The 26,391-nt window shown below is 52.5% G+C and carries 13 protein-coding genes and 1 rRNA gene; 11 read left to right on the forward strand and 3 right to left on the reverse strand.

The window, feature by feature from the left end; translation table 11 throughout:
• Positions 1–66 precede the first annotated feature (66 nt).
• The 6 genes from Pla22_RS09020 to Pla22_RS09045 all read left to right on the forward strand — a co-directional run bounded on the left by Pla22_RS09020 (position 67) and on the right by Pla22_RS09045 (position 4,555).
• On the forward strand, positions 67–429 hold the full coding sequence (locus Pla22_RS09020) for a tellurite resistance TerB family protein (RefSeq protein ID WP_146514318.1): 363 nt from the start codon (positions 67–69) through the stop codon (positions 427–429).
• Positions 430–435: 6 nt separating this feature from the next.
• Positions 436–1,071, forward strand: a complete 636-nt coding sequence (locus tag Pla22_RS09025; RefSeq protein WP_242631893.1) for a phosphopantothenoylcysteine decarboxylase domain-containing protein — start codon at positions 436–438, stop codon at positions 1,069–1,071.
• A 2-nt stretch (positions 1,072–1,073) separates the two neighbouring features.
• Complete coding sequence (locus tag Pla22_RS09030) at positions 1,074–1,994, forward strand: dihydroorotate dehydrogenase (RefSeq protein WP_390620258.1); 921 nt, start codon at positions 1,074–1,076, stop codon at positions 1,992–1,994.
• A 15-nt stretch (positions 1,995–2,009) separates the two neighbouring features.
• Entirely contained in the window at positions 2,010–3,311 is a 1,302-nt protein-coding gene (locus Pla22_RS09035) for a YiiX/YebB-like N1pC/P60 family cysteine hydrolase (RefSeq protein ID WP_146514320.1), read from the forward strand.
• On the forward strand, positions 3,311–4,099 hold the full coding sequence (locus tag Pla22_RS09040) for a hypothetical protein (RefSeq protein WP_146514321.1): 789 nt from the start codon (positions 3,311–3,313) through the stop codon (positions 4,097–4,099). Before Pla22_RS09035 ends, Pla22_RS09040 begins: the two co-directional genes overlap by 1 nt.
• Positions 4,100–4,357: 258 nt before the next feature.
• A complete protein-coding gene (locus Pla22_RS09045; RefSeq protein ID WP_146514322.1) occupies positions 4,358–4,555 on the forward strand; it encodes a cold-shock protein in 198 nt (65 codons plus the stop codon).
• Between the two features lie 115 nt (positions 4,556–4,670).
• On the opposite strand, the gene Pla22_RS09050 is transcribed toward Pla22_RS09045, so the two are convergent.
• From Pla22_RS09050 to Pla22_RS09060, 3 genes are all read right to left on the reverse strand, one after another.
• Positions 4,671–7,124, reverse strand: a complete 2,454-nt coding sequence (locus Pla22_RS09050; RefSeq protein WP_146514323.1) for an ATP-binding protein — start codon at positions 7,122–7,124, stop codon at positions 4,671–4,673.
• 1,200 nt (positions 7,125–8,324) lie between these two features.
• A 16S ribosomal RNA gene (locus Pla22_RS09055) occupies positions 8,325–9,863 on the reverse strand.
• A 1,064-nt stretch (positions 9,864–10,927) separates the two neighbouring features.
• Positions 10,928–11,821, reverse strand: a complete 894-nt coding sequence (locus Pla22_RS09060) for an HDOD domain-containing protein (RefSeq protein WP_146514324.1) — start codon at positions 11,819–11,821, stop codon at positions 10,928–10,930.
• A 249-nt stretch (positions 11,822–12,070) separates the two neighbouring features.
• Here Pla22_RS09060 and Pla22_RS09065 point away from each other — a divergent pair, with 249 nt between their 5' ends.
• The 5 genes from Pla22_RS09065 (at position 12,071) to Pla22_RS09085 (ending at position 26,261) form a co-directional block, all read left to right on the forward strand.
• Positions 12,071–13,585 carry an ATP-binding protein gene (locus Pla22_RS09065; protein ID WP_242631894.1) on the forward strand — a complete coding sequence of 505 codons (1,515 nt, stop codon included), beginning with the start codon at positions 12,071–12,073 and terminating at the stop codon, positions 13,583–13,585.
• Between the two features lie 895 nt (positions 13,586–14,480).
• Complete coding sequence (locus Pla22_RS09070; protein ID WP_146514325.1) at positions 14,481–15,737, forward strand: DUF1559 domain-containing protein; 1,257 nt, start codon at positions 14,481–14,483, stop codon at positions 15,735–15,737.
• Between the two features lie 91 nt (positions 15,738–15,828).
• Positions 15,829–16,050 (forward strand): hypothetical protein, encoded by a 222-nt coding sequence (locus Pla22_RS09075; RefSeq protein ID WP_146514326.1) that lies wholly within the window; start codon positions 15,829–15,831, stop codon positions 16,048–16,050.
• A gap of 441 nt (positions 16,051–16,491) precedes the next feature.
• Complete coding sequence (locus tag Pla22_RS09080) at positions 16,492–19,464, forward strand: FG-GAP-like repeat-containing protein (protein ID WP_165440573.1); 2,973 nt, start codon at positions 16,492–16,494, stop codon at positions 19,462–19,464.
• A gap of 752 nt (positions 19,465–20,216) precedes the next feature.
• Positions 20,217–26,261 (forward strand): VCBS domain-containing protein, encoded by a 6,045-nt coding sequence (locus Pla22_RS09085; RefSeq protein WP_146514328.1) that lies wholly within the window; start codon positions 20,217–20,219, stop codon positions 26,259–26,261.
• The last annotated feature ends 130 nt before the right edge of the window (positions 26,262–26,391 follow it).

Consider the following 26,391-nt stretch of genomic DNA (forward strand, 5'->3'; position numbering starts at 1 on the left):
TCGCCCGCTTCCCCTCGTTGTGATTGCCCTCTGCCACGCCGCCATGAGACCCGGTAACATGGTGGCATGAATGAAAACGAGCTAACGAAACGTCGCCGCCAGCTTCGCAACATCGTCGTAATGGCGTTCGCCGATGGTTCGCTAGGCGAACGTGAAGTCAACCTAGTCGCCGACCGTTGTGCCGATCTAGGACTCGATGAGTACGACCTTCAAAAGGCGGTTGAGTTTGGTCTGGGGGACGACGCGGCCCTCGATTTCCCCTCCGACTCCGACGAGCAACGCGAATTGCTTAAAGATCTGATTCGAATGATGGCCGCCGATGGTCACCTCGATGAAAGCGAGAAGCGTTTATTTGCGTTTGCCGCTGCGAAGATGTCGGTGTCATCGAAGGATGTGGAATCGCTGATCAGCGAAGTGCTGGGAGCGTAAATACCCTTGGCTCGTATCTTGATCACTTCCGGTCCGACACGGCAATATCTTGACCCGGTCCGATACATCACCAATGCGTCAAGCGGACGAATGGGCGTCGCCCTTACCCAGGCTGCTTTAGATTTGGGGCACGAGGTTGTCGTGATAAGCGGACCCGTCTCGGTAACCTATCCCGCCGGCGCCAAAGTGGTGCCTGTTATCACGACGGACGAAATGTTGTCGGCCGCGATGGAGCATTTTGAATCTTGTGATGGTGCCATCGGTGCGGCAGCACCGTGCGATTACATGCCGCGGAAGATTCACACTCAAAAAATCTCCAAGACGGGACAACCTCTGACCATTGAACTTGTTGAAACCGCAGACGTGGTCGCCACGCTTGGGCAAAACAAGAAAGAGGGACAATGGGTGGTTGGTTTCGCGCTCGAAACCGAAGACCAACGTTTTCGCGCGATCGTTAAGTTAGAAAAGAAACTCTGCGACCTGATGGTCAGCAACGGACCCACGGCAATCGATTCGGATGACAACGAAGTTGAACTGCTTGATCCATCGGGGCACGTGATTGAAGCGATCTCTGGTTCAAAATCCCATGTCGCTAAACGAATCCTCGCACAACTTCAACAACGCTTAGTAAAACGAAACTGATGATCACTGCACGCTCTGTCGATCTCGAAGTCCAACTTGGACGATTAAAACTGTCCAATCCCATCATGGTGGCGTCAGGGACGTTTGGTTATGCGCGTGAGATGGAAAACATTGTTGATGTTTCCCAACTTGGCGCGGTATTGCCCAAGACGATCACCGCTGAGCCAAGGATTGGTAATGCGCCTTGGCGAACGGTTGAAACGTCCGGTGGATTGCTCAACGCGATTGGACTCGACAACGATGGCGTCGATGTATTTCTCGAGCACCACTTGCCATATCTTGCAAAAATTGGCACCTCCGTCGTGGTAAGTATTGCTGGCAGAACGGAAGACGATTTCGTGCAGCTTGCTGAAAAGGTTGGATCGCAGGAAGGCGTTTCGGCGGTCGAGTTGAACTTGTCATGTCCAAACGTCAGCGGCGGAATTGATTTTGGAACCAATGCTGAAAGTTGCCGCAGCGTTGTCGCGGCAGCTCGTTCAAAAACTGGGGTTCCGATTCTCGCGAAGCTGACTCCCAATGTCACCAAGATTGCGGACATCGCCAAAGGTGCCGCAGATGGCGGTGCCGATGCTGTTTGTTTGATCAATACGGTGCTCGGCATCGCGGTCGATTGGCGAAAGCAGAAACCGATACTGGGCAACGGAATGGGCGGTTTGAGTGGTCCAGCTATCAAGCCGATCGCGCTACGCTGCGTGCATCAGGTGGCTCAAGCAGTCGACATTCCCATCATCGGAATCGGTGGCATTGCCAACATTGATGATGTGATGCAGTTCTTGGTCACGGGCGCGTCGGCGGTCCAGATTGGCACGGCAAACTATTACGACCCCACCGTGTCTACGCGATTGATCGAACAGTTGCCGCATGCGGTTGCCGAACTAGGACATCAAGCGGTCTCGCAATGCATTGGTACGCTCCGCGTTTAAGAGTAGGAAGCGACAATGAACGACCCTTTGCACAGCAACGTCCTAGCGGTCTTGGACTTGGCTGAGCACTTTGATCGACTGCGATCACGGGCGGATCAGTTCATTGCAAGTTTTGATACCGGCACACGAGGTTTCTTTTCACCCAGCGAAGATGACGACGTCACATCGTTGTGGGTTTCGTATCACACAGGCCGGTCAGCGCTGCTCGAAACGATCCATTCGCTGCGTAACGAATTTGGATCGCTGTCATCTGCTGATCTGGTCGCAAAGCACGGCATTGAATTTCTAGTCGGGTACGCCGCTTCATTAGTCTTGGTCGATGCGGCACGGTCGATTCGCGACCGTTTTTCTCGCGATGCGTTGGTTCGCAGGAAGCTCAATGAGCCTCTCGTTCTTCACGGCATCCCTCAAAACTCTTTCGATCGTATTCAAGAATCGCTCACTGATCCACGTAACGCTTTAGCGGTGCGCCAATTCGGGCAGTATTACGAAGTTCATCGAAATGAGTTGCAATCAATCGCCAACGCGTATGGCGGTGAATCACGTGCCTCGGGCAAGCTTGTTGACTTGATCGACGCTCTGCGGTTCCACATTCAGGTTTCTGCATCACAGTACATTCGAGCACGCGCGGCCGATCGAAGTCAGCAAGTTACCCATCGTGTGATCCGCGGTGGAGCCGTGAAGGTGGTGTATGCGATTCAGCAATGGGGATCCCGTTTGGTGAGTCGTCTCAGTACTAACCCATCGCATGAGCCAAGTTTGCCTTCTTCGATTGTGCGCGAGTTGAATTCGATGATTGTTCCCGGGGACGTTTTCGTCACTCGCAAGGAATTTGCCATCACGAATTACTTTCTGCCAGGGTTCTGGCCGCACGCGGCTCTTTATGTCGGAGAAGGACGAGTGGTGGAATCGCTTAAGGACGGTGTGCATGTTCGCGGCATGGAATCGCCCTATGGAAACGACTGTGTGGCTATCATTCGTCCGAAGTTGCAATCAACTGAAATTGATATGGCGATTCAACGGGCTCACACACACGTGGGGAAACCTTATGATTTCGATTTCGACTTTACTCGTAGCGATCGAATGGTTTGCACCGAAGTCGTTTACCGTAGCTACGAAGGTGTTGGCGGAATGCAGTTTGAGTTGACTAAACGTGCTGGGCGGCAAACGCTGTCCGCCGAGGATTTGTTGTCTCTCGCGGTGGCCGGCATCCACTTTGAGCCTTTAGCAGTCTATTGTCCGTCTCGCAACGAAACGGTTTGCCAGTCCGACGCCATGACTGAAATTTTACGAAACACGATGGGACGAGAAGTCTAGTGAAGCTACTTGAGAAACTTGATCGCATCGTTCGTCCGGTCGCGATTCCCAACCTGACCGAAATCTTGGTGATCGGGCAAGTTGCCACGTTCTTGCTGACTCTTTTGGAACCCGGGTTCACCGAGCGGTTGAATCTGGTTTGGGATCGTGTTTACGAAGGCGAAGTTTGGCGATTGATTACGTTCGTGTTTTTCCCTCCCGCATGGGGAATCTTCGTCATTTTCTATTTTTACATCTTCATGTTCTTGGGAAAGACGCTTGAAGGTTATTGGGGGACGGTGCGTTTCAACACGTATTTTTATGTTGGAACGCTAATGACCCTGCTCGTGGGACTCATCGTGCCCTCGGAACCGTTCACGGGGCTGTATTTTCAGTCGACGGTCTTTCTGGCATTCGCGACGCTTAATCCGAACTACGAGTTTCTGATCATGCTCGTGCTTCCGGTCAAAGTGAAGTGGTTAGCACTTCTGCAGTTCATCACGTTTTTTCTGATGCTTTCCTCGGGGGTTCCCGCCATTCAATTGATGGTGGTGGCCTCTCTGGCGAACTACTTCTTGTTCTTTGGTGCGGACCTATTTCGATCTCTCGTGCGAATTCGGACCCGTGCAAAGTGGGCGGCCAGCCAAATGCAGCAAAACAAGTCGGTAAAGGTCGCCAGGCATAAGTGCTCTGTTTGTGGAATTGATAGCCAATCACATCCCAATGAAGACTTCCGATACTGCAGCAAGTGTGAGGGCCAGCACGCTTACTGCGAAGCTCATTTGCGAAATCACGTTCATAAAACCTAAGTGAGTTCCATTTTTCTCTGCAATTTCTGGGCAGTCTGGATTTGTGCTAGCTTAGGCTTTTAAGGCGGTATTCGTGGGGGAAAGCGCGGTCATCGGACAGCCAAGCCTCAGATAATTTGCGTAAGATGCAAAGATCATCGAGACCATGCCATCGCTTTTTCAGCATCACAACGCTAGGATGCGGGGGTAGCAGAGTGCGATTTGAATGACGATTGTCTTCAGGCAGACTGCAGACAAAAAATTTTCAGGAATGAACAGATGGCAGAAGGTACGATCAAACGAGTCACCGACAAGGGCTTTGGCTTTATCGACAACGGCGGGGAAAAAGACTTGTTTTTCCACTCGTCAAGTCTTCAAGGGGTGAACTTCGATGATCTTCGCGAAGGACAAAAAGTCACTTACACCGAAGGCCGTGGTCCTAAGGGTCCATGTGCAGAAAACGTCCAACTTGCGTAATCGCAAGCTGAAGACGAAGTACTAACGAATTTTAAGACCAGCTCTGCTGAAGGTGAAACACCCTGACGCAGAGCTGGCTTTTTTTACGCGCCAACTTGATTGCAGTCGTTCGGCGTTATTCTTTCTCGGCCCATGAAAATAAGGGCGACGCGATCCCAGTCGAATCCACTTGCCATGGAGTCCAGATGAGCCACGGATCGTCGACCTTCAAATCGCTCTTTCGAGGTGGAACCGTAGTCGTTTCAAGGGTCCAGTCTTCGACGCGGTACTCTTCGCCAAGTTTTTCAAGGTCTTCGTTAAGCTCATCGTCGAGTTCGTGAATATCAAGAGCGAGTTGTTTGAGTTGTTCTTCCGCTCGCATCACGTCGCCCTTTTGTTGAGCTGCACGCCCCGCACCCCTCATTGCCGTGGACATTTTTGAAACGTTGGTTCGGCTGGCTACTTTGTTGCCCATGAACGCACCAAGTATTGAAGCCCCAAATGAGATCACGGATGACATCTTTGCCTGCTTGTATTGTTCGGCTTCACGGTCGACGCGATCCTGAGCCGTTTGCATCTTGCTGTTGATGCGTTCCATTTTAACCGCGTATTTGTTTCGGAGTTTCTCGGTTTCGCGATCAAGGGCTTCACGTGCGGCATGCTTGAAGTGATTGCGGGCTTCTTGCTCGGTCAATCCACCAGGTGCGTACTCTTTCAATAATCCGCTTTTGTAAATGGTCATTGCGTGATGGCGATACAGATAGCTTTTGAACTGCTTTTCGAATGACTTGAATTTTGAAGAGCTCATCAAGTCCGTCGGGAGTTCACTGAAGGTGTAGTCCTCGTCGGGGTCTTCCGACCATTCGGTATCGACGGATACTTCGCAACTCGACTCCCAAAGGTCATCGGGAACGCCTCTGCCACACGCGATAGCGCGTTTTACATCAATCCAGGTGTCTAGGTTGGCACTACTGCGTACAAAGTGAAGGGATGATTCAGAGTAAATACCCGGACGGTAAACCAATTTAGCGTTTTCGTCCGGCACCTCCGTAGGAACCATGAACCTTTCTTGAATTCCACTTGGAACGACCGGACGTGTTGGGGCTGCGGGTTCACCGCTCAGCGATTCGCTTTCCAGTTTACCGCTGGTTTCCATCTTGGCTTTACGATCTGCCATCAATCGGCTGATTTGGTTTCTTGCTAGTGGTCCAGCAAGAAACGACATCGCCCATCGCGTTTGGAAAATGCTAGGGCCATCATCGTGCACATTGTTGAGTAGAAAGACTCTGCTTCCCAAGCCAGCTAGGATCTGTTCCATCGCATTGCGATCGAAGGCTTGCCCGGATTGGATCGCAGCCCCTTCCAGACCTTCTAGCACTCTCGCTTTATCTCGCTCAGTTTGCAGGCGACCCAAAAACCAAGTCCCGATGTTTGATAGACCTTTGTAATCCAGGTCGACTGGGTTTTGGGTTGCCAAAGTGATGCCCAAGCCAAACGCGCGAGCTTGCTTCAATAGCGTTAGCATTGGTGGTTTGGAGGGAGGATTGGCTACCGGCGGAAAATACCCAGCTACCTCGTCCATGTAGAACATTGCTCGCAGCGAGCTAGTTCCGCTTTGGGTGCGCACCCATGCAAGCAACTCGTTCAGCAAAATAGTGACAAAGAACATCCGTTCGTTGTCGGTCAGGTGAGCGATTGAAAGAATTGTCAGACGGGGTTTTCCTTCGGGGGTGTACAGCATCTTTTGAATGTTGACCGGTTCCCCTTCGAGCCACGTCGAGAATGCTGGCGAAGCAAGCAAATTGTTCAGAGTCATCGCTAGCTTGCTGCGATCGCTGGCAGACATAAACGAATCGAGATCGAGCACGCCGACACGTTCGATCGGTGGCGATTGGATCAATCCAATTAAGTCGCCAATCGTGACGTTCTTCCCCTCGATCCAGCAGTGATTGAAGATTGAGGCGATCAAAATGTGTTCACGCGAAAGCAGAGGATCGGCATCGATCCCCATCAGTGTCAGTAATCCCGAAGCAGCACCGGTGACCCTTTCTCGCATAGCGTCCGAATCATCCAGGATTTCGCGAGGTGGAGCATCAAAACTTTTCAATACCGTCATGGGAAGTCCGGTGTTGCTACCGGGCGTGTAGATAGCGATGTCCACCGATTCCTTGAATTTTGCGACACGCTCGGGCGTTTGCCCCCATGAGGCGAGCCCTTTCTTCCACGTTGCTGCGGTGTCGGCCGCAAGCTCGTCAAGTGTTTTTCCTTTACGGCTTGCCTCGTTCTCTTCAAGCCACGGCTTAAAATCTTCCGGCTGCATATCGGGGAAGGTGAGCAACAGGTTGCCGAGATCGCCTTTAGGATCGACGCAAATCGCGGGAATTCCATCAATCGCAGCTTCCTCAAGAAGTGATAAGCACAGCCCCGTCTTTCCACTGCCCGTCATCCCGACGCACATAGCATGCGTGCAAAGATCCTTGGCGTCATACATCAGTAAGTCATCTTTTAGTTTGCCACCTTTAAGATCGTAGTGACGACCAAGATAGAAGGAGGCAAGCTTTTCGAAGACTTCGGGTGAAGGGGCAGTCATGAGGCAACATCGAATGTTAGGAGTCAGGCAAAGAATCGCCGCGGCATTTACTGAACTAATGTTTTAACGCAAATGGACGATCGGTGGCATCAACAGAAATCTTCCCGAGGCGAAACCTGTATTGCGAGGGCATATTGGAAATGGCGAAACAACTGAGAAGCCGATCGTTTCTTTCGCCTGCTTTCGCGAGAAGGTGTGAAAAGCAACGAGAATTGCGGCCGCGATCAATGGCGTGGCAACGTCACTCGCTACTGATCATTTGCAAACTTCATCGAGCTGACCACTATTGCAACTGGCCACCTGCAAAATCACCGCGAGGGAAAATGGAGTGGCGAGAATTGTTAGTTCTCCTCGACTAAGGAGACTCCATCTAGTTGCCAACGGCCTGGCGGATGAAGCGTCGAATAGCTCAAAGATGAAAGGTTTGGCTTGCCTATTCAGCAAGTCGGCTTAATGACGAGATTGATAGACAAAACTTGCTTTCGAACGCCGGCTGAAAATAATTGGGTGAGTTGTCGCAGCCTTGTTTTGGAAGCGAACAGTCACGACACGTGTGCAGCAAATGGGTGCCAGTATTCGCGATGGTACAAACTGTAAATTTCGTCGACGCCATAGCATCTTCTCATCAACTGACGTTCATCTTTGACAAGCGAATAGGTTTGCTTTGATCGTCATATTGGCGGTGCGCTTAGCGATGAACTGTTGAAGGATCGAGTGCAAAGTGATTGCCTCACAAATGTCCTTAGCTCGACATAAGCAAAGCGGCTTAGTTTGTTGAGATCGCCAACTTCGATGTTGGAACGAGTTCGGTAGTTCGCTGATCAAAACCAGAACGCGGATGCTGCGTTCGGTTGAATGATCGTACGCGGAAGAGCACGCTGGGAAGTTGCCGAGAGGATTTGTGGTGCATCGCGCCGGAACGTGATCGCACGAACGGTGACTCAACGATGAACAGCGGTGACCCGACGATTAGATTGGTGAGTAAAGCTGGCGAGTGAGATAGAAAAGCGGATTCGGACAGAGATTCCGAGCGCGCACGAAAAAACCCACTCAGGCTGGCGACGGGCCTGAGTGGGCTTTCGTTTGATATTTAGTGATGGCATAGGTCCGAAGACCTAAATTCTGTTGAGTGTTTTGAGAGTCATTTTCACAGATCTGTTAAACGTGTCACCACGGATAACATATTCTAAGAATCCTTAGAAAGGAGGTGATCCAGCCGCAGGTTCCCCTACGGCTACCTTGTTACGACTTAGTCCCAATTGTCGAACTGACCTTCGGCGCCTGCCTCTCTTGCGAGTTAGCTTAACGACTTCGGGCCCTTCCAACTTTCGTGGCTTGACGGGCGGTGTGTACAAGGCTCAGGAACACATTCACCGTAGTATGCTGACCTACGATTACTAGCGATTCCGGCTTCATGCAGGCGAGTTGCAGCCTGCAATCCGAACTGAGGTACGGTTTCTAGGATTTGCTCCACCTCGCGGTATTGCGTCCGTTTGTCCGTACCATTGTAGGACGTGTGCAGCCCTAGACATAAAGGCCATGAGGACTTGACGTCATCCCCACCTTCCTCCGGTTTGACACCGGCAGTCTCTTTAGAGTCCCCGGCATTACCCGCTGGCAACTAAAGATAAGGGTTTCGCTCGTTAAGGGACTTAACCCGACATCTCACGACACGAGCTGACGACAGCCATGCAGCACCTGTGCAAAAGCTCCCCGAAGGGCACTCTCCACTTTCATGGAGACTCTTAAGCATGTCAAATCTAGGATAAGGTTCTTCGCGTAGCCTCGAATTAAGCCACATCCTCCACCGCTTGTGTGAGCCCCCGTCAATTCCTTTGAGTTTCAGCCTTGCGACCATACTCCCCAGGCGGAATACTTAACGCTTTCGCTACGGCCGAGAGAATGTGAAAGTTCCCTCAACCCAGTATTCATCGTTTACGGCTAGGACTACCGGGGTATCTAATCCCGTTCGCTACCCTAGCTTTCGTTCCTCAGCGTCAGAAAAGATCCAGTGATGCGCTTTCGCCACCGGTGTTCCCTATGATATCAACGCATTTCACCGCTCCACCATAAGTTCCCATCACCCCTATCTTCCTCGAGCTTGGGGGTTTGCGACGCAATTCCACGGTTGAGCCGTGGGCTTTCACATCACACCTACCAAGCCGCCTACGAACGCTTTAAGCCCAGTGATACCGAATAACGTTTGGACGGTTCGTCTTACCGCGGCTGCTGGCACGAACTTAGCCCGTCCTTCCTCTGAAGGTCGGTCAAGTTAAAGGGATAACCCTCTAACATTTCCTAGCTTCTGACAGCGGTTTACAACCCGAGGGCCTTCATCCCGCACGCGGCGTCGCTTGTTCAGGCTTTCGCCCATTGACAAAGATTCTCGACTGCAGCCACCCGTAGGTGTCTGGGCAGTGTCTCAGTCCCAGTGAGCCGGGCCATGCTCTCACACCCGGTAACCATCGCAGCCTTGGTGAGCCATTACCTCACCAACAAGCTAATAGTACGCGGTCCGATCTCAGGGCGGAATCACACCATTTGATCCAAAGATGTTATCCGGTATTACTAGCAGTTTCCCGCTACTATCCCGGTCCCCAAGGTACATAACCACGCGTTACTCTCCCTTTCGCCACTGTCCGTCTCTCATAGCAAGCTAATTGAGACTTCTCGTGCGACTTGCATGCCTAATCCACGCCGCCAACGTTCATTCTGAGCCAGGATCAAACCCTTCAATTTTGTATTGATTCACCAGTGCAACCGAAGTCACACCGGGAGAAAGCAAAGTTAAAACCGAGTGTTGATCTGCTCTGTTTGGGATGTCGGTAAACATCCCACAGCGATTCGCCATTTTTATCGACACCGTCTTGCATCAACAGCAAGCAGTGCCGAGGAATGACCTCGCAACTGAACTCAACAGAAGTTCCATCACCAAATTGTCAATGATCAATTAGTCAACGGGTCGGCTGGTTCACCTCGCTTTGCCGAAGCAAAGTTGTGGTGGCCGGTTGGCCGTTGACTGGTCCCGTAGTATCCGGGAATCAGTTTTTAAGTCAACCAGTCTGACACCTTTTATTTCGAAAAATTTCATGGTGCCAGGTGGCTCGTCAGTTGTCACTTTCGGTCGCTGACCGTGGTTCCCGCTGACGCGAGGCGGAAAGATATCGGGACTTGGTTGGCATGGCAAGAGCCATCACATCGAAATCACCAAAAAAGTTCTTAAAGCCTTCACATGAAGGTTTCGGCTGCGTTTGACGCATTGCTTGCGGCGAATCGAGTCCTGCCCCAACGTTGTCTTGATTGTCGCTGCGGTCGTAACGACTGGGTTGCAGGCTCGGTCGGCCAACGCTTTTCTACAGTTTGCCAATCGATTGTTTCACTCAGCACCACCGAAACGCACCTCGTTAGATAGAGGTTGGATCGAGATTGAATGCGATTGATTGCGATTGAGCAATTCAGGTCGCCAAGCAGAGGTGCCGTGTTTGTTTATCTCTTTGCTGAGCTTCAAAGCCAAAGACTGATACCTGCAGGCTTGTTAATGAAACGCTGCATTGGTTTTGGATCACGGTGCTGGTTTCTAGTCTTTCACCGCTCCGCGGGCCTATTACTGCTTTGGTTTCCTGGAAGACGGCCAGGTTTTCTAAGAATGCTCGGCTTCGCGGTGCTCGCCCGAGCTCAGGGCATCAGCGGAATACCCGAGCCCAGGGCATCAGCGGAATACTCGGTCGGATCGCTTGATTACCGGTGCTGGTCACGAGAAAAGTCACGCCAAGCTCGCCCCATCAATCGCCAAATCGTCGCTATTAGCGGATCACGGCGACCGATTCGATTGTTGGATAGAGTTGTTGCCAAAGAATCGTCAGTAACCCGGAATCGATGCCAAGGTGCTGGAATACTCGGTCTTTCGGGGCGGCAATCGAATTGGCGGACAAGCTTCCCCATCCTGCTCGTGAACACAGGTAGTTTGCAATCGCGACGCAGCAAACCATGTCGGCGTGCTGCGAATCGATGGCATTCAAGTTTGATCCGGCGGTTTGCAGGATCTTATGGGGTGAATGATGGTGCAGGGCTGCTAGTGAGATGCTCTCGGGCATCCCCCACTGTTCCAGGATCGCAGATCCGAGCTGACCATGGTTCCAACCTTGCTGTTCCATCTCGACGTCGTGAACTGGCGAGAGTTCATCAACTAGCGAAAGGGTTTCGGCAAACGATTCCGCATCGAGTCGTTCGCTAGCGATCATGCCTATGTCATGCAGAGCCCCAGCGATGAACGCCATGCTGGCGTCGATCTCGGTGCAGGTCCGCGCGATCAGCGATGAAACAGCGGCAACGGAAATACTGTGAGCCCACAACCGGCCACGGGTGTAGATGTCAATTTGTCGTTCGGGAGCAAATAGGCCGCGAATCCACGCTAGTACCGCGAGTTGCGACAGGTCGCGTCCATCCATCACCGTGGCCGCCGCTTTGAGCGACTGGTAGGGTTGGGAAAGGTTGTACAACGGCGCGTTGCACCATCGCAGCAGCCGATCACTCAGGATCGGGTCGCTGTTGAGCCAGACGACCAGCGATTCGTTGTCTCGGCCGTCGAAGTCGCCCGATGCAATCAATCGCCTCGCTCCATCAGGCAACGGTAGCTCCCAACGAGCCTGTTCGACGCGTAGTCCAAGTCGATTCGAAGGTTTGGAAACAGATGGCATGAACGGGTCAGCAGCAGGGAGACGACGATTGCTTTTTTAGCGAAGTAGCACTTGGACTCCAATTCATAGCTTGCAGATAGGACTGTGCGATAAAGCACGCTGGAATAGATGGGGCAATTGGGCCTATGTGAAACTGGGCAAACGCATGGTGACAATTTTGTGGCCTGTAGTGACGGTGCCGACCGATACCTCTGATAACGGTGCATCCTGAGGGTGCTTTTGTTTCTTGCCACCCTGGTTCAATCTCGGATGAGTAGCGACGTCGATAACAAGCTGGATTCCCTTATATCGCGAATTCAATCGTTAAGCTCGGGGAAAGAAGTTCCGCCGCTGGTCCCGCCAGAGCCTAAGGCTGCGCCTCAGCCTGAACCGATAGCAAAACAGCCACCCGCCGAGGTACCCGTTTCGGCGACTCCGCAGCCGTCCGAAACGCCTCGCGTCAAAGCGACGCCCAAAACTTCCGGCGACCCAACGATGGCATTCGGCTTTCAACCGTCTCGCGATGAGCCGTGGCGGCCGGCCGAGCCTGAGGACTCGTATAGCGCCGGTATCAATGAAACGCTACTCGAAGCCATCATCTACCGTTTCCTTCAAAACATCGGTGAAGCGGAAGGACGTCGAGTCGCCGAGCAGGTCAAATTGCCGTTCCGTATGATCGAGCCAATCTTGGCCCGTTTGAAGATGGAGCAGAATGTCGCCTACAAGAGTTCCACATCGACCAACGACTACATTTATGTCCTGACTGAATCGGGACGCAACATTGCCCGCAGTCATTTGGCGGACTGTAGTTACTACGGCGCTTGTCCGGTGCCACTTCGTGAGTACATCTCCAGCGTCAAAAAACAAACCATCGAGGGGCAGTACCCTAAGAAGAAGGATCTCCTTAAAGCTTTCAGCGACTTGTTGATCAATCCGGGCATGCTTCGCAAGCTGGGGCCAGCGGTGGCCAGCGGACGAGGGATGTTCTTGTTTGGCTATCCCGGCAACGGAAAGACTTCGATCGCAGAACGGGTCACCGGCGCCTTTGGGAAATACACCTGGATACCTCGTGCGGTCGACATTGATGGCGATGTGTTACGTGTTTTCGACCCCATGTGTCATGAGCTGGCGATGCCCGAAGCGTCCAGCGGTCTGCTGGATGTTGGTGGATTTGATAAACGTTGGGTGCGAATCATGCGACCAACCATCATCGCCGGTGGTGAATTGACGATGGAAATGCTCGAGGTCCAACACAATTCGCAAAACGGCATCAGCGAATCACCTCTGCAGCTCAAAAGCAATAACGGCACATTGGTGATCGATGACTTTGGTCGCCAAAAGATGAGAGTGGATGAATTGCTTAATCGTTGGATCGTGCCGCTAGAAAAGCGTTTCGATTACCTCAACATGGCATCAGGGAAGAAGATCCAAGTTCCCTTTGATCAACTTGTTGTCTTTAGCACCAACTTAGAACCCAAGGATCTGGTCGACGATGCGTTCTTGCGTCGGATTCCCTACAAGATCGAGGCCGAGAATCCTCCGGAAGAGGACTTCAAGAAGTTGTTCCAAATCATGTGTAAGGTGACCAAGGTTCCCTATCGCGAGGGATCGGTGGAATACCTTTTAGGGAAACACTACAAGCCAGTTGATCGTCCAATGCGGATGTGCCAGCCGCGTGACTTGTTGCTTCAGGTCAAGAACTACTGTCTTTACAACGATTTGCCCATCGAGCTCAAAGAAGAGTATCTCGACTTCGCATGCGAAAACTACTTCTCTGTCATGTAAGGGCATGTAAGAGGTGGAATCGTTCCATTCGCCGCTACGCTGTAAGTCGTTGCGGAGTTAACGGGGCTAGCGGCTGTTACAAAACGATACGGTCGCGAAACGCACTTTTGGTAACCAGCAGTCGAGCCAAGCTGACGTGGCACCGGAGCAAATTCGTCTTGAGGTCTGGGGCGTTCAAGGGATCTTTCTTTGCGACTTGGGCATCTCTAGTCGCAAGGCCGGGCGTGAGTGATACCGCACGACATGCCCCATCTATTGCAATCCATCTATTGCAATCGCAAGCGTCCGCTAGGTCTTGCCTGTACTGAGCGAACCTTCCTTTTCTTGGAGGGCGTGCGAACCCAATTGCCGGCCTCGAAATTGTGTTTTGTTAACAATTTTGCCCGCTTTTTACGGTGGATGGTGAACGCCGCGTGCTCCAGCAACAGCCCTGCAGGATAGCAATTCTGCACCACCTTGCTGCCCTTTAAATCTAGCTTTGGTGGGGGGGTCAAGGTCTTCCTCGTTGAGGGGGATTCGCACGTCAGGGCCTTTGCGGAGTTCCGCACCGTAGACGTTAGGGATACGCGGTTGCTTTGCCCCTTGGGTGGTGGGTTTGGACTCAAGGTTTGTGGTCAGTTATGCCACGGCATCGTGTTTCCAACGGGGCGTTGAGCTGCATAGCTGCGCGAAAGCGAAAAATTATGCGGGTTTAGAATAGCCATGTTTAAAGAAGTTCAGCTATGGAGTGCGGTGTGATTCCTTCCAATAATCGCTATCGGTGAAGTTCATTGTTCCATCGCGCCCGAGGGTTGAGAGTTGTTGACCGTTAGGCAGGCTTGCTTCCGCCGGTGAGGAGGTGTGGTGTTCATCACTCTTTCATGTCTTTTCCTTTTTCGTTGTTGAGGTTTTCGAAATGTCTTCTATTAAACGAGCTCGCAAGGGCTTTACCCTCGTGGAGCTCTTGGTGGTTATCGCCATCATCGGAGTTCTTGTGGGGCTGTTGCTTCCTGCCGTTCAAGCGGCTCGCGAAGCTGCTCGTCGCATGAGCTGTAGTAACAATTTCAAGCAGCTTGGTATCGCCATGCACAACTACCATGCTGCATTCAAGCAAATGCCGGTTCATGGTGGTGGTACCACTGACACGGTCACGCAGCACATTTGGCGTCCATCGGAAATTTCGAACAATGGTTTGCTCAGTGCAATCGTTGGCCTGACTCCATTCATGGAACAACAAGGGCTTTGGGAAACCATTGCTAATCCTCTTAACAAGGATTCAACCGGCGCCCAACCGCCAGCAGCCAGTGGTAACGGTGGTGCCCAAGGTTTACGTAACGGCGGACCATTCCCGCCAATGGGACCAAGTCCGAACGAAATTCTTTACACACCATGGGCTACCGAAATTCCAATGCTTCGTTGTCCTAGTGATCCAGGCACCGGCTTGCCTGCTCTCGGACGTACCAACTACGCCGCGTGTTTGGGTGACTCTCCCGAGCGTGCTCAACAGGGCAAATGGACTGGCAACTTCGCCGACGGTCCTATGGGAACGATCAACGAAGTTCTTTCACGAGAAATTCGAAGTGCGGGTCGTGGTATGTTCACCGTTCACGAAGAGCGTAAGTTCCGTGACTGCATCGACGGTTTGTCCAACACCATCGCCATGGGTGAAATCGCAACGGACTTGGGTGACCGTGACTCACGTACGATCGCACCATCGCGTGCTTGGTCGTTCGTTCGAAACTCGTCACCTAACGAGTGCCGTGGTGAAGGTACCGGTGGTGCAAACCTTTTAGACCCTGAACGACCAAAGTTCTGGGAGCCAAACCAAGCGGTTGTTGGTGCCGTCGACGGACGTGGTTATCGTTGGGCTGAGCAAAAGCCTAACTTCAGTGCCTTCTTCACTTGTGCACCACCCAACAGCGAGCTTTGCACAGAGCAAAATGCTGGAAACTCAGGTCACTACTCGGCCAGCAGCCGCCACCAAGGTGGAGCTCACATCCTGATGGGTGACGGAGCGGTTGTCTTCATGACGGACTCGATCGACGCTGGCAACCAAAGTGCCCTGGGCATCAATGCCTATCGCTCGCCAGGTGCCAAGAGTCCTTATGGAATCTGGGGTGCATTGGGATCTCGTCACGCTGGCGAGGTCATCGAAGAGCAGTTGAACCAGTAAGCTGTTTAAGATTGTCTATTGAACCGTTCACCCGCGAAGGGTGAACGGTTTTTTCTGTTTTGATCACGTTCTATTAAAAATCGAGAGAATCATGAAGTTGTTTTGTGGAGTGGTTTTGAGTGTTTGTTGCCTAGCGTTCGTTGGTTGCGATAGCAAAGAAGCGACGAGCGTCGTCGACGGAGCCTCCACGGATGCAGTGGCTGAGTACAACCGTATGCTGGAAGAGTCACAAGCTGGTTACGCTGAAGCAGAAGCTGCTCAAGAAGCAGCCGGAATCGCCGAGGGTGGCCAAGTCGAAACGGAAGACGAATAGTCTTCGTACTTCCCCCCCCCCCTCCTCGCCCAACCGGTCTGACTGGCGGGGCTGACCAACCGGTCTGACTGAACGGCCTGACTGATGGGTCTGGCCGACAGCTTTCGTTCTATCTAAATCCGTTACCATAAAGGTGACGGATTTAGATGAACAAGCTGAGGCAAATTAGTATCGCATTGGCTGATAGGCATCAGCGTGATCTTTGGACTTCTTGCCAATGATCCAGCGTCGCATGGCGAGCGTTTGTTCTTGGGCTTTGGCTTCTGTTTGTCAACTTCCTACGGTTCCAGGAAACCCTTATCGACTGTTCCAAATCGGAAATTGCTAAGAATGATTCCCCGTGAGCTTGCCACCAGTAGTTTTCCAAATGGTGGGCGCAAACTGGTTCATTTCAGCAGACGGGTTCATTTCAAAGGGGCGGTTTGGATTGCTCCGTGCCTATTGTTTTTTGTCCTGATAGCTGGCTGCAAGCCATCGGTTGATACTCCGGCGACATCTCTGTCTTCTGACGCGGTTGATCTTTCGCCCCGTGAAATAGATCCGATTGCCAATGCGAAATTGGCGCTTTCGCAAGGCAACGCGTTGGCTGCCAAGCAATCCATTCGCACTGCACTGTTGCAGAACCCCGATGACGTCTCGGTGTTGCGTTTGGCTGGCGAAATCGCCTTCGCTAATAAAGAGCCTGACCAAGGTTGCGATTTCTTGGTCTCAGCCACAAGACTAGAAAAGTTTGCCGATTCTGATTGGCTTAATCGTGCCGTTGTTGCGTTGGTATCGGTCGGAAAGCTTTACGAAGCGATTGATTTACTCGATCACGCTGTTGCAAAGCACCCTGAACGTCACGAACTTCGTCGGCTTCTGTTCGATTTTCTAATCAATGCCGAAGAGCACTTCCGAGCAGTGCCGCATGGACAACAATTGGTGCGAGAACGTCACTTCGATCGCGTGCTGTTGTTCTCGTTGTCGACGACGGAACAACGCAATCTAGAAGAGACCTCGATGGACACTTTGGTCCAACGCAATCCATCCGATCCAAGGCTTAAGCTTGCCTCGGTTCGTGGTAGCTTTGATCGGGGGAATTGGGAGGAATCTATTGAATCGGATTTGCTTAGCATTCTCGATTACAGTCCCACCAACATCCCAGCTCAGTATTTACTAGGTCGCTACTACGTCGAATCCAATCAATTCGAGAAGCTAAAAGGATGGGCTGACCGCGTGACGTCCCAATCCGAGCAAACGTGGCAGCATTGGTCCATCCTAGGCGATTGGGCTTTCCATCGAGGTGATTTTCGCGGAGCAGTACGGGCGTACTGGGAATCCACACGTCGGAACATTGATATTGGCGAAGTCTTGGCCAAGTTGGCCCGTGTATTAAGTTACCTGCAGTCGCATCCGAATGAACTTGATGGGCTTTCGATTGACCCAGCAACGATTACCGCAGTCAACAATCGTGCGGTGCTGTTAAGCCGTTTCATGCAGGACAAGGAACGCTACTACAAGCTGGGCAATCGTTCCAATGCGATTGCTGCGGATGTGGCTCGTTCGCTCGCCGCTCTTGGACGCTATTGGGAAGCCGAAGCATGGGCAGCGATGGCGATGACGAAGCCTGATCAGGATATTGCGAAGCTCAAGCAAGTGCGTTCAGAGATCATTAAGAAGCTTCGGCCTGATTTGCCTTGGCAAACAACAGAGGAGCATCCTGTGACACAATTGGATCTAAGCCGCTTTGCCAAGCCCGATGTTGAAATGCTCGCAGGCTCAGTAACGCCTTCGAGTTCCGTTCAACTGAAGCCATCCATTCGCCCGACGCTTCACAACGAAGCAAAAATACGGGGTGTAAACATTCCACAGGCCTTCCGACGCGATAGGAAAGGTGGGATTCCCATTTATGCGCAAATGGAATCCGGTGGATGTGCGATCGATTACGACCTCGATGGGTGGCCAGATCTATATGTCGGATCTTCCGGGGGAACACCGGGCGAACGTGACTCAAACGCCAATTATTTGTTCCGCAACTTGCAAGGCAATTTTGAAAACGTCAGCAATGTCACCGGTGCGGACGATGTGGGGTTTGCTCAAGGCGTGACGTTTGGTGACGTGAATGAAGATGGCTTTCATGATTTGTTAGTCATGAACTACGGTTTGGACCGACTGTTTATCAACAATGGTGATGGGACATTTTCAAATGGCGATCACTGGCTGGAAACGGCTAATCCAGTTCGTTGGTCAACCTGCGCCGCGGTTGCCGATCTCGATGGCGATGGAATTTCAGATCTAGTTCGAACTCACTATTGCGTTGGACTTGATGCAGTGGAAACGCCTTGCCATGACATGGCAACTGGGTTGGAAAGTCCCTGCCTGCCGACCAAGTTTTCAGCTGATATCGACACATTCTGCACGGGGACTGCTACCGGTGAATTCATTGACGCAACCGAACAATGGCAGGCTATTCCCCTGCATCCAGGACGCGGGTTGGGGTTGGTGGTTGGCTCGCTTGATCAAACCATCGGAAACGACGTGTTCGTAGCCAACGACATGACCAATAATCACTATTGGACAGGAGCCATTGATGACCAAGGGCAGTTCTCGATGACTGAATCTGCGACGCTTCGAGGTTTAGCACTTGATGGTCGCTTCCGCCCGCAAGCATGCATGGGAATTGCGGTGGCGGATCTGAATCAAGATGGAAGCGTCGACTTGTTCGTTACAAACTTTGAACAAGAACACAACACTTTCTATGAGCAAACTAGGCCCGGGATTTGGGCAGACCAAACTGACATTGTTGGTTTGAAAGATACCAGTTTCGACAAGTTGGGATTTGGTACTCAGGCCGTTGATTTCGATAACGATTCATTGCATGAGATAGCGATCGCGAATGGGCACGTGTACATCGACGCCGATCCACCAGCCACTTACGCTCAAAAAATGCAAATACTTCGCCGCGAGTCATCTTCGTTGTTCGGCGAATTTCAATTCGGTGCGTCCGATGGATACCTAGATGAAGTCCATGTTGGTCGAGGGTTGTGGAGTATGGACGTCAATCGCGATGGCAAAGTTGACATGGCGATCACGCATCAAACGGAACCCTTAGCATTGTTGGTCAATCATACGGCAGCAGATGGTCATTTCTTGCGTGTCAAACTAGTCGGGGTGCGTGCCACGCGTGATCCTATCGGTGCGGTTGTTCGCGTCACTTGGGGCAATGTTTCGCGGATGGCTCCTTTAGTAACAGGTGATGGATTCTATTGCGCTAACGAACGAACCTTGCATTTCGGACTCGGAAGCGATGGCGATGTCAATTCAAACGCCATCATTAAAATCACTTGGCCGGATAGTTCCATGCAATCGTTTTCGGCCAAAGTGGATCGAGAATATCTGATTGTCGAAGGCGATCGCGAACCTTTTGGGCTTTAGGGAGTTTCGGCTTGTCGGTCAGTCTCAACCTAAAAGCTGCCTAACGCACAAATCGCCATCATCATCGGAAACCGGCTGGACTCTGGTGCGATTCGGTGGTGTCTTACCACTTTAGCTTTCTTCGTTTCCTCGCTTTCGTGACAGGTATTAACCGAGCACTGAAATGCTAGGCGGAAGTTTCTACGTCAACGAGTGCACATTGGCGTTGGAATCGTGTGTTGGCTGGCGAAAACAATTCGTCGACTGCTAAACCCGCCCTATTGGTGAGGATTCAGCTGTGACGTTTCACTGGAACAGGTTTTAGTGGTCTGGGCCGCTAGTTGGCGGCATGTCTGGCCAGTCGAAATGTCGCTGCGGGCAACCGCAGAAACGCACTCACTCCAAAGACTTCGAGCAGTCCGTTACGCAAAGCATGGTGGGAGTGCAGAAAACGGCAAGACAGTCAGTCACTCGAGAGTTCCATGGGACATGAGTCTCAAAGGGATCGGACAAATACCGTTTCGAGGTCTTTTCCCAAGGAATTGCTAGTTTCGAGAGGTTGCCTAAGCGTCTTTGGGGGCGCTCGCATTCAATTCCGGTTTTCCGGACTGAAACGTTTGCAATGGAAGACGACGGGTAATATGATCGACCCCCCCATCCCCCTGTTCAGATAGTGGGGGTATTGGTTTGCCTCTGCAGAGGTCGAGGGGCGTTCGTTGCTCCCCCCCTTTGTGCTCAGCCCCTCTCTTGACCCAAAGAGAAAAGGATTCGCTATGTCCCTCCGTCGTCTATCCCACCTTTTGTCACGCACCTCCTCCTCAAATGGTCGCCGTGATCGTTCTGGCAGATTGATTCGAAGGCAAACCGCTCGCCGTCGGTTGAAAAGTGAATTGCTCGAATCGCGGCAACTCCTCACCGCAAACCCGGTGGCTGACAATGATGTGTTCGGTGTTCCTCCAAGTCCGGAAATCTTTGAAGATGACGTCTCGGTGACTTTGAATGTCCTAGCCAATGACGTAGATGCAGACGGCGATATCGTGCCCTCGCTCACGGTGCAGCTTCCATCGCCATCCGTCAATCGTGGTTCGTTAACGAACAACAACGACGGAACGTTCACTTTCTTTCTGAACGACGACTTTGAGGATTTAGCCGAGGGTGAAGTCGCTACTGAGACGTTTGAGTATCGAGTAGAAGATGCGACTGGTGGGACGGCAACAGCGACAGTCGCCATCACCGTCACCGGAGTCAACGATGCAGCGGAGATTGTTGAGGCCAGTAACGTTCCGGCAATTGAATCAGGGGTCGGTGTCGTGGGAGCCAATGCGACTGGCAATCTGAACCACACTGATGTCGACAACGATGATGATGTTTGGGTCGCCGCTACCCTGACCAACGAGAGCGGCTACGGGGAATTCAATCTGCTTGCCGATGGAAGTTGGACGTACACCGTCGACAACGAACATCCAGCGGTCGACGCCCTGAACGTCGGCGATGGTCTGACGGAGGACTTTACGGTGATGACCGAAGATGGCACGTCAGTCGTCGTGACAGTCACCATCAACGGAAGCAACGATGCAGCGGAGATTGTTGAAGCCAGCAACGTTCCAGCAATTGAATCAGGCGTCGGCGTCGTGGGAGCCAATGCAACTGGCAATCTGAACCACACTGATGTCGACAACGATGATGATGTTTGGGTCGCCGCTACCCTGACCAACGAGAGCGGCTACGGGGAATTCAATCTGCTTGCCGATGGAAGTTGGACGTACACCGTCGACAACGAACANCCNGCNGTCGACGCCCTGAACGTCGGCGATGGTCTGACGGAGGACTTTACGGTGATGACCGAAGATGGCACGGCATTTGTCGTGACAGTCACCATCGACGGAAGCAACGATGCAGCAATCATAAGTGAAGCCAGCAACGTTCCTGCAATCGAATCAGGGGTTGCCGCGGGGGCTAATGCCACTGGGGTGTTGTCGTCGGAAGACGTTGACGACAACGATAATGCTTTCCAACCCAGCAGCTCGACGGGAGCTTTCGGGGGCTTCGAAATAGGGGCTGATGGAGGGTGGACCTACGTCGTTAACGAAAGTGCGGTTGACGAACTCGATCTTGGCGACGCAGTGACCGAGTCGTTTATGGTTAGTTCCGTCGATGGCACGATGCACGAGGTCACAGTCACCATCGAAGGGGCTAACGATGCACCGGTCACCATGTTTGATATTGGGGTCACCGATGAGAACTTGCCGGTGACTTTGGACCTGGTTGCAAACGATACGGATATCGATGCCGATGACGAACCAGCTAACTTCACTCTCGTTAGCGCAGTCATCCGATTGGCAACGGAACTTGTTGGGACTGATCTCGGATCGGTTTCCATTCTGGCTAATAAGCTCGTCTTTAACCCTGGCACAGCGTACGATCAGCTCAACGCGGGAGTAGCATCGAATGTTGTCATTGACTACGTGATGCAGGATCGGGCTGGCGCCCAGGCAGCAGGGTTGGTCCTGATTACGGTAGCGGGTGCAAACGATACAGCCACCATCAGTGGTGATATTGCTGCAGGGATTGGCGAAGATTCAGAAGTGCCAAGCGGTGGCTTATTAACCGTCGCTGATTTGGACAACGCTCAAGATGGTTTCCAGGTTGTTAGTGGAGGTGCTGGGGCGTTTGGGGCGTTCGCGATCACTGAAAATGGTGACTGGACTTACACGCTCAATAACGCTGCGGTTGAAAACTTGAACGTTGGCGATATGGAAACCGACACGTTCACGTTCACGTCGATCGACGGAACGGCTAGCCAAGTGGTCACGGTTACGATTGAAGGAGCCAACGACGATGCAACGATCACCGGTGACGCCGCAGGCAGCATCGACGAGGATGCCACGACGCCTTTGATGGGTTCGCTTTCGGTCAGCGACGTCGATCAAGGTCAAGCTGGCTTTAACGTTCCCGCGGATGGCTCGGCCACCTTTGGAACGTTTGCGATCACCGAAAATGGTGACTGGACTTACACGCTCNATAANGCTGCGGTTGAAAGCTTGAACGTTGGTGAATCTGAAACCGACACGTTCACGTTCACGTCNATNGACGGGACGGCNAGCCAAGTGGTCACGGTTACGATTGAAGGAGCCANCGACGATGCAACGATCACCGGCAACGCCGCAGGCAGCATCGACGAGGATGCTACGGCGCCTTTGATGGGTTCGCTTTCGGTCAGCGACGTCGATCAAGGTCAAGCTGGCTTTAACGTTCCCGCGGATGGCTCGGCCACCTTCGGGACGTTTGCGATCACCGAAAATGGTGACTGGACTTACACGCTCAATAACGCTGCGGTTGAAAGCTTGAACGTTGGTGAATCTGAAACCGACACGTTCACGTTCACGTCGATCGACGGGACGGCCAGCCAAGTGGTCACGGTTACGATTGAAGGAGCCAACGACGACGCAACGATCACCGGTGACGCCGAAGGCAGCACCGACGAGGATTCCGCAACGCCTGTGACGGGAACCTTAAACGTTAGCGATGTCGACGAAGGCGAGGCACTGTTCACAATTGTCGAAGAAGGTGCCGGAGCGTTTGGCACCTTCACGATTACCGCCAATGGCGCTTGGACCTACACTCTTGATAACGCTGCCGTCCAGGTGTTGAACGTCGACGAAACCGAAGTCGACGCGTTCTCGTTTCATTCGGTCGATGGCTCAGCCGATTTTGAGGTTGTCGTAACTATCTCCGGCAGCAATGACACGCCGGTCGCCCACAGCCCGGACTTCTCGTCCACCCCCACTGACGAAGACACGCCAGTGAGCGGTGCCATCGGTACGACGTTCCCAATTGATGCATTTGCGACTGATCCCGACGACGAGTTGGGAACTGCCGCCTTTGGTTTTACGGATGTGTACATTGACGGAGTTTTAGCGACTGAAGACAACATCATCACCTACGATGCCAACACTGGGGCCTTCACATTTGATCCTAATAACTCTGACGCTCTCCAGGCACTCGCGGTCAATGAAGTTGCTGAGGTACTAGTCGAGTACACGGCCACCGATGGCGAATTCACGGTGACCGGTACTGCTACATTCATGGTCGAAGGCGTCAACGATGTTCCTGCGATCAGTCAAGTTGTCGATGATTCCGGAACGGTTTTGGAACCGAATTTGTTTAGCGATCCGCTTGATGGGGTGTCTGACGGCGAAGAGTCGGGCGTGATCGATTTCACGGATGTTGATTTGTCGGATTCGCATGCCGCAAGCGTAAGTCCGACCGTTGTTCTGGCAGGCAACAGGCCTGACTTGGCTGCGCTTGGCAGCTTTGTCGCCACGTTGGCTCCTGGCGGTGAATCAACGCCCGCCCGCGTCGAGTGGACATTCACTGTTTCTGACGAAGAGATACGTGTGCTGGATTTTGGCGACACGGTGACGCAGACTTACACGGTCACGATCGACGACGGAAATGGTGGCACCGCCGACCAAGACGTGACGATCACGCTCAGCGGAACGGTGAATGATTTCTTGGTCAATACGATCGCTGATTCAACGGACTCGAACCCTGGAGATGGCTTAGCCGAAGATGCAAGCGGAAACACGTCTCTGCGTGCGGCTATCACCGAGGCAAACCTGGCGGGCGATGCAAATGAACTCAACACTATTCGCTTCAACGTGCCCGGCGCTACCTTAGACCCAATCTCTGGAAACATCGTACTCGCCTTGGGAACTCGATTGCCCAAGATCACCACTCAGCTAGGCATATTGGGAGTTGATGATGGCACCGGCAGCTCGATCGAAGTCTTTGGTGGCAACTTGACGGGAACTGCTGATGATGGATTGCTGATCGAATCTGACGATGCATACATCAGCGATTTGCACTTAACGAGTTTCCCTCGCAATGGAATTCAGCTTCGCGGGGACAATGCCGTTTTCGCGGGCGTCAACATTAACCAGAACGGTCGGGATGGAATTGACCTGCGAGGTTCAGCCTCAACCCGAGTCGAATCGTCTGTTGTTTCCAGCAATGGTCGATTCGGGATTGTTGCAACCGAGGCATCGGACGGATCCGGTGGTTCGAATGTCATCGAATCAAACGTTATCGAAGGCAACGTCGCCATTGGCGTGAGCGTTTCGTCCGCTGGCAACAATGTGACTGGCAATACGATCAGCGGAAATGCTCAAGCCGGTATTTCGTTGACGACGAAGGGATCAAGTACGATCGTCGCAGGCAACTTGATTGGTGGTGAAGCTGTTGCACCAGAGGATGTGACAACTCAGCGTTTTGGTGTTCTGGTGCGGTCTACTGGGAACCTGATTGGCGTAGCAGAATCTGGAAATACCATTCGTGGCAACTCACGAGGGATCTTCTTGCTCGGCGGATCGGCGTCGGACAACGAAATTGCGGGCAACCTTGTGTCCGGTAACGCTGAATACGGCATTACGATTTCTGGGAGTGACAATGTTCAAGTCGTGGACAACGTCATCTCGGGCAACGGGGGAAGCGGTGTCATCGTGACTCGATCGGCGCAAGGAACCGTTATTGAACAGAACCTGATCGGCGTCGAAGCGGACGGGGCGACCGCAATGGGTAACGGCGGCAACGGCGTCGCTGTGATAGGTAGCAGTGATGATACAATCGTGCGTGATAACGTCATCGCGGCCAACCAAGCGAGCCAAGTATCGGTTGCCACGGCATCGACTCGCGGCACGCAAGTGATCGAGAACTTAATCGGTTTTGACGCCAGCGGCGTTAATTCGATTGCCGGTGGTGCAAACGCAATATCGGTCTCGGCGACTTTGTCTAAGATCATAGGGAACCAAATCGCAGGATCGTCCACGGGGATCAAAGTAAGTGGATCCGACGCGGTCGCAAATGAGATCATTGGTAACACGATCGGAACGAACGCTAGTGGTGATGACCATGGCGGCTCGTTTGGCATCAGCATCGAAGATGGCGCTTTCCGAACTCTTGTGGAGGCCAACACCCTTGCCAACAGCTCGCAGGCTGCAGTTCGTGTGACGGGTGATTCAATCCGCAATAAGATCTCTAAGAATGTGATGCTTGGAAACGGTGCAGGTATCAATCTTGTTTCGCCTGGTTCGCCCAACGATGTCGGTGACGCTGACGAAGGTCCGAACCGACTGCAGAATGCGCCCCAGATCTTGGCGCCGTTCACATTGACCGAGGTCACTAATGATGCCGGTGTGTTGGTTGCTCAGCTTGAAGTCGACTATTTCGTCAACACTGACCCAGCCAATGCGAGCTATCCATTGACGATTGAATTCTTCGTCGCTGATTCAAGCGGTCAGGGAGTTCAGTACATTGGAAGTGATACGTTCACGGCTCAGGACTTCAACAACGGCACCAAGACCTTCACTTATGGTTTAGCGTTACCGAGCGACGAAATTGTCAACGGCGTCCCCGTGGATCCCGGTCAGACAATTGAGTTCATCAGCGCAACCGCAACAGATCGGTTGGGAAACACGTCCGAGCTAGCATTCACCAATCCTCTGGACGTCAACAATGACTTAGCCGTAACAGCGTTGGATGCATTGATTATCGTCAACCAGTTGGCAACCACTCCCGCCGAAGGGGAATCAAGTGGTGCAGGTCTGGCTGCGAAGAATGCCATGCAGAGTTCCTTGGACGTCAACCGCGACGGGCGAGTTTCGGCACTCGACGCCTTGATGGTGATCAATCGCCTTGCGAAGTTGGAATCAGGTGGCTCGGGCGGCTTGGCACCAAGTGATGTCGATGATGTTTTCGGGGCCGATGACGACGAGGCTTTGGTCCTATTGGACGAAGATTTCGTTAATCAGCTTTTCTAAGTCTGGGTTGATCCCTCTTTTGTCGCATTCAAATCACTCTCCTGGGTTTCTCGAGATCCAGGGGGGTGATCGCAGGTGCTTGGCGAGGATGCCTTGTCTTGCCGCGACATCAATCTTCCTGCACACGCAA

Source organism: Rubripirellula amarantea (assembly GCF_007859865.1).
Taxonomy (GTDB): Bacteria; Planctomycetota; Planctomycetia; order Pirellulales; family Pirellulaceae; genus Rubripirellula; species Rubripirellula amarantea.

Bases quoted from the DNA above. Each gene is read 5' to 3' on its own strand.
- Pla22_RS09020 (WP_146514318.1), top strand. From the start codon at position 67: ATGAATGAAAACGAGCTAACGAAACGTCGCCGCCAGCTTCGCAACATC.
- Pla22_RS09035 (WP_146514320.1), top strand. From the start codon at position 2,010: ATGAACGACCCTTTGCACAGCAACGTCCTAGCGGTCTTGGACTTGGCT.
- Pla22_RS09045 (WP_146514322.1), top strand. From the start codon at position 4,358: ATGGCAGAAGGTACGATCAAACGAGTCACCGACAAGGGCTTTGGCTTT.
- Pla22_RS09050 (WP_146514323.1), bottom strand. From the start codon at position 7,124: ATGACTGCCCCTTCACCCGAAGTCTTCGAAAAGCTTGCCTCCTTCTAT.
- Pla22_RS09060 (WP_146514324.1), bottom strand. From the start codon at position 11,821: ATGCCATCTGTTTCCAAACCTTCGAATCGACTTGGACTACGCGTCGAA.
- Pla22_RS09065 (WP_242631894.1), top strand. From the start codon at position 12,071: ATGAGTAGCGACGTCGATAACAAGCTGGATTCCCTTATATCGCGAATT.
- Pla22_RS09070 (WP_146514325.1), top strand. From the start codon at position 14,481: ATGTCTTCTATTAAACGAGCTCGCAAGGGCTTTACCCTCGTGGAGCTC.
- Pla22_RS09075 (WP_146514326.1), top strand. From the start codon at position 15,829: ATGAAGTTGTTTTGTGGAGTGGTTTTGAGTGTTTGTTGCCTAGCGTTC.